The following is a 5,281-nucleotide window of genomic DNA, read 5'->3' as shown; positions in this document are numbered from 1 at the left end:
GGTGTCTACCTAACGGGGGTCAGGTCCATCAGAGGTGTCTACCAAACAGGGGTCAGCTCCCACCTTTCAGTGAGCCCTGACCCAACCAGCACAGACGGCCAATACTCGGCTATCTTGTGTTTTTCAACAAGTCCGCCACAAGTGGATGAAGCGTGGTGAGGGAGGTTGTATGACCCATCTTTTCGTGAAGTTCATGTATTGATTTCGGCACTTCAGGCAACCGCCTGTTGGCGCGTTCAACTGCTTTTTGGATTTGATCGCGCGAAAATCTCAACATTCGGCTATTCCCCTTCTGGTATTGGGGAATATGCCGATTAATCCGAGTCAGGCAATCTTGCTGCGTGGAAACGCCATGGGCATCCTCGAAATGTAGTAGGAGCCAATACTCAAATTGGGGGCATGAGTAGCCAACTCCGCGGTCAACTCGTGGTTCAGCCCAGTCGAAAGCCACCTCTAGTTGCTCGACGGAAGAATTATCTCGATCTAGCACGATCCAAGCTTGGTCAATTTTCGGACGAAGCGCCCGTTGCGATCTGAGTTGCTCCAGCTGCCGGTCCATCTCCTTGACCAAGGAATTCGGGTCTGGCCCTTTACCGCTACGCACAGTTAGACGAATGTTCGGCCCTCGGAAGTTTTCAAAATAGGCCTTTTCAGTTTCGCCTTCGACAATGATGAGAAACAGACTACGCAGAGATTTAGTTCCCGCGCGGTCCTTATTCCTCGAAAACTTATTCATCCGACCCATGCCCCCTCACGCCTTTCAATGCCAACTAGCCCGAATTCAGACTTGTGTTCCCTCAAATGCTAGATGGAGTGGTTGGATGTCGGGAACCCCGCCAAAACGTCCTTCAAGGTACGTTTTCCGCAGATCCTTGTCCGAGCGTATGCCCTCGTAGTCAGAAAGTGGGGTCAGCTCGGTCGCCCCGTGCGACCCTTTCTCCACGATCCAAATCTGGTCCCTCCGGAATCGAGCTGGATCCATCAGTAGAAGGTCGTGGGTCGTAAAGATCAGTTGTGCACGGCTTTCTTTTGTCCGCGTCTGCAAGAACCCATCGATCAGTGCCCTCGAAAGCTCTGTATGGAAGCTGCGATCCAACTCATCAACGACGAGGATCATCGTCGACCCCGGGCGCTGCAATTCTCCGAACAATGTAAAGAGACGAGATGCTGACTTCGTGCCAGCAGATTCTGCTGACCACGGCAACGTCTTCGAAGAGTTGCCTTGGCCCTGGTGCAACAGCTGGACCTCTCGCACTTTTAGTCCGCCTTCGTCGTGTTCAACTCGAAAGCGCCCAGCCGTAGTTTCTATATCAAGTGCTTCCCCACGTTCGCATTGCGCTTTAATCTCACTCAGAAGATCGTCATCTATCTCCATTGCGGAAGGGTCTACGTTATTCGCTTCTGTTCCCACGATGCCGGCATCAATTTCAGGCATTGCGGATTCCCAATTTGCTTTAGTGTTCGTGAAAAACCTGGTTAATGAGCTAATTTCAGCGTCAACAAACACCAGCCTCTGCACGAACAAGTACGGAGAAATCATGTGCCGGATTTTCTCCTGCAGCTTTTCAGGAAGGTTTCTCGTTTTGGCTTCCGCTACGTGAGTAACCAGAGTTTCGTCATCGGGGACCGTGTACGCAAGGGCACTAAGGGCGTCATCCGGTTCACCGATCGGCTCCACTGCTCCCTCGAGCCACACCTTTCCATCACGGCGTTGAAAGAGGACGCGAGAGCTCCGCGAGAGGTACAGCTCAAGCTTTTCTTCGACGACCTCCGTCGCGTTATACGCAACAGAGTACTCGTAGATATAGTCATTCAGTTCGAAGAGCAGCTCTATCTCGCTAGGCGAGTTGACTGAGGTTTCATCCAGCTGAAACGGCTCGAAAGGCAATCGCCGTTCTTTTCCCCGCTCCCCCGGAATCATTATCCGTCGACACTTTTCGAGGACTTTTACTAAGTTCGACTTTCCGGAAGCATTTGCACCAAACAGCGCCGCAACTGGGTTTACCTTCCGGTTGTATCGCAGCTTAAGCAGAGGGAGCGTATCGGAAAACCTGTGCTCATAACCGGTCAGCAAGTTGAGCGACGTAGGAGGGCCGAAAGACAAAACATTCTTTACAGTGATGTCCAAAAGCATTTCCGTCAACTCCACAAGTCCATTGTCTTACGCCAAAAATTTTACACTCAAATTACGGAATTTTCGCAATTCGATCGACATTTGGCGTGTTCAAACTCAGCCACTCGTGCTTTCAACGGGCGTTTTTCGCAGCCATGACTCCTCGCCCCAACTACACTGACCTCGTGCAACCCTGTCCCCCTATCCCGTGGAGCGCCCATGCCAGATGCGCACGATCTCGAGGCCCGCGTGCAGCTGCTCGAGCGCGCGCTCGCCAAGCTGCTCGGCACCGACGACTTCGAGGCCTTCCTCACGCAACCAGAGCGCACAACAACCAGCCGCAACGCCAGCACCACCCACGCCGAAGCCCCCGCCCCACAGCTCCCGCTCGACCCCGCATCCGCGCCACAAGCCGCACCCGCGCCACACGCCGAACCCACACACCAAGCCACACCACCCGAACCTACAAAGATCTCCAACACCTCCTCCCCCGATGCGAAGCTCCGCCTGTTCGCCGACTACTTCCGCGGCCGCGACGACGTCTACGCCACCGCCTGGCGCAACGGCGAGAAGAAAGGCTGGTCACCTGCCTCCTACGGCCGCTACGACCGGAGCAACCCAAACCTCAAACCGCTTACTCCGAAGGTCCTCGAGCAGCACCTCCGCCGCGACAACAACCTCCACGTCGGCCTCTACCCGCTGTGTAAAGGCGATACCTGCTTCCTCCTGGCATGCGACTTCGACGACGCCGACTTCCGCACCGCCGCCCGCACTTACGCGGACACCTGCCGTGAGTTCGGCCTCGACCCGCTCATCGAGCTCTCCCGCTCCGGCACCGGCGCGCACGTCTGGCTCTTCTTCAGCGAGCCCGTCCCGGCCGCCCTCGCCCGCACCGCAGGCATCGGCCTGCTCGCCAAGGCTAGCCCGAAGCAGTACTTCGCCAGCTTCGATCGCTTCTTCCCTTCCCAGGACACGCTGCCGGGCAAGCGCCGCGGCTTCGGCAACTTGATCGCGCTCCCGCTCGCCGGACAGCACCGCGCCGAGCAGCGCACCGTCTTCGTCAACCACGACTTCGAGCCCGCCGACGACCAGTTCGCCGCTCTCGCCAACACCACCAAAGCCTCCAAGAACCAGCTCAAACAGATCGCCGCAGATCTCCAACCGGACCCGGAGACCCAGCTTCCCCAACCGCCAACCACGGCAGAACTCAAAGCCCTCAAACGCTCCGGCACGGTCCGCGTCAGGCACGATTCCCGCGTCCACATCAGCCTCGAGGGCGTCGACGCCACCACTGCCACCGCGCTTCGCCACCTCGGCGCAGTCCCCAACCCGCAGTTCTACATCCGCCAGACCCAGCGCCTGTCCACCTACCAGACTCCTCGCCTGATTATCCGCTTCGACGAACGCGACGGCACGCTCACCCTTGACCGCGGGACCCTCGACGACGCTATCAACATCCTCAAAGCCGCCGGCTACACCGTCACCCGCCGCAGCAAAACCCCAAAGCCGCGCACCATGCCCGCTGAGTTCACCGGCGAGCTCTACCCCGCGCAGCGCAAAGCCGTCAACGCAATGCGCAAGCACCGCACCGGCGTCCTCGTCGCCCCGCCCGGCGCCGGTAAGACAGTCATGGCCTGCGCACTGATCGCGCACCGCCAAGTCCCCACCGCCATCATCGTCCCCAACGTGGAGCTCGCCGCCCAGTGGCGCGAAGCACTCACCACCTTCCTCAGCAGCCCCACCATCGGCCAGCACGGCGGCAAGTCGAAGAAGCTCAGCGGCGACATCGACATCATCACCGCCCAGTCCATCAGCCGCACCGACTCCCGCACGCAGTTCCTCGCCGACTACGGCTACCTCATCATCGACGAGTGCCACCGCGTCGGCGCCGCCGGCCTCACCCGCGTACTCGCAGATCTCAACGTCCGCTTCGTCACCGGACTGACCGCCACCCCATTCCGCTCCGACGGCCTCGACGCACTCCTGCCGCTGATCTGCGGCCCCATCCGCCACACCATGGAGATCGAGCGCCCCGGCCCGAAGCACTACGTCGTACAGACCACCGAGTTCACCTACGACGAGCCCCACCTCTACTGGCCCGACCTCGACAACGCACTCGCCGCCGACGACATCCGCAACGCCCTCATCGCCGAGACCATCGCCCGCGCCGCCACCAGCGGCATGAACGTCCTCGTCCTTGTCAAGCGCCGCGAGCACATCACCACCCTCGAAACACTCCTCGCCCGCAACCACCCCGACCTCCCAGTCCCCGTCTTCACCCTCCACGGCGCTCAGCACGCGAAAGACCGCAGCGCCACCCGCAAGGCACTCACCGCCGCACCCCGCTTCGTCCTCATCGCCATGACCCAGATCGCCGGCGAGGGTGTAGACCTCCCAGCCCTCGACGCGCTCATCCTCGCCGCACCAGTCGCGTTCAAAGGCAACGTCATCCAGCAAATCGGCCGCGTCACCCGCGGCACCACAACCTCCGCCACGGTTTTCGACTTCCACGACCAACTCGTCCCCGCCCTTACCGCCGCATTCCGCAAGCGCCGCACCGTCATCCGCGCCCAAGGCTTCACCCAGCAACCTGGGCTTTCGCTTCTCGACGCTTGCCAGCTCCCCCACCCACCACTACCCTAAGTGACACATGCCATACATCACCTACCCACCCCCAGGAGCTCACTATGAAGACACGCACGACCGCCGCGCTCGCCGGCGCCACCATCACCCTTGCAGCCGTCACGCTTAGCGCCTCTGCAGCGCATGCTTCCACGCACACCTACTCCAACCAAAGCGGCGATGTGCGCTGCGAAATCTACAACACCCCTCAGGGCCACACCACCCTCTGCGTCTCCGACAAGGCCCGAAAAGCTCACCCCGAGTGCAACCCGCCGGAGCACCTCATCCCAGCAGTCAAGGTCGAAGACAATTGGGCAGGCACCCTGTGCTGGAACCAGGGCTTCACCCAGCCCCCGCAGAAACTCAGCCCCATGTCGGTGCGTTCCGGCGGTGGCGCGACCGTCTTCGCAGCCCCCGGCGGCGACCTCTTCGTCCTCGACACCGTCAAGATGGCGCTCATCCAAGCCGGCAACGCGACCAAGGTCCTGTTCCCCGGTTTCTAGACCATGACAAGAGACAGGAAACCGCTGCACGGGAACGATCGTT

At 60.0% G+C, this 5,281-nt stretch carries 4 protein-coding genes; 2 read left to right on the top strand and 2 right to left on the bottom strand.

What is annotated here, in order from left to right:
- Positions 1-109: 109 nt before the first annotated feature.
- On the bottom strand, positions 110-745 hold the full coding sequence (locus HMPREF2990_RS12315) for an RloB family protein (protein WP_083316929.1): 636 nt from the start codon (positions 743-745) through the stop codon (positions 110-112).
- 36 nt (positions 746-781) lie between these two features.
- Entirely contained in the window at positions 782-2,149 is a 1,368-nt protein-coding gene (locus HMPREF2990_RS01550; RefSeq protein WP_083316928.1) for an AAA family ATPase, read from the bottom strand.
- Between the two features lie 183 nt (positions 2,150-2,332).
- Here HMPREF2990_RS01550 and HMPREF2990_RS01545 point away from each other — a divergent pair, with 183 nt between their 5' ends.
- Together HMPREF2990_RS01545 and HMPREF2990_RS01540 are read left to right on the top strand one after the other, a co-directional pair.
- Positions 2,333-4,756, top strand: a complete 2,424-nt coding sequence (locus HMPREF2990_RS01545; RefSeq protein ID WP_070762359.1) for a DEAD/DEAH box helicase — start codon at positions 2,333-2,335, stop codon at positions 4,754-4,756.
- Positions 4,757-4,800: 44 nt separating this feature from the next.
- Positions 4,801-5,238, top strand: coding sequence for a hypothetical protein (locus tag HMPREF2990_RS01540; RefSeq protein WP_070762357.1), 438 nt, complete (start codon positions 4,801-4,803; stop codon positions 5,236-5,238).
- The last annotated feature ends 43 nt before the right edge of the window (positions 5,239-5,281 follow it).

Source organism: Corynebacterium sp. HMSC071B10, from assembly GCF_001814825.1.
Lineage (GTDB): Bacteria > Actinomycetota > Actinomycetes > Mycobacteriales > Mycobacteriaceae > Corynebacterium.
Note: the sequence above shows the minus strand (reverse complement) of the source record. Positions and strands in the feature narration are given on the sequence as shown.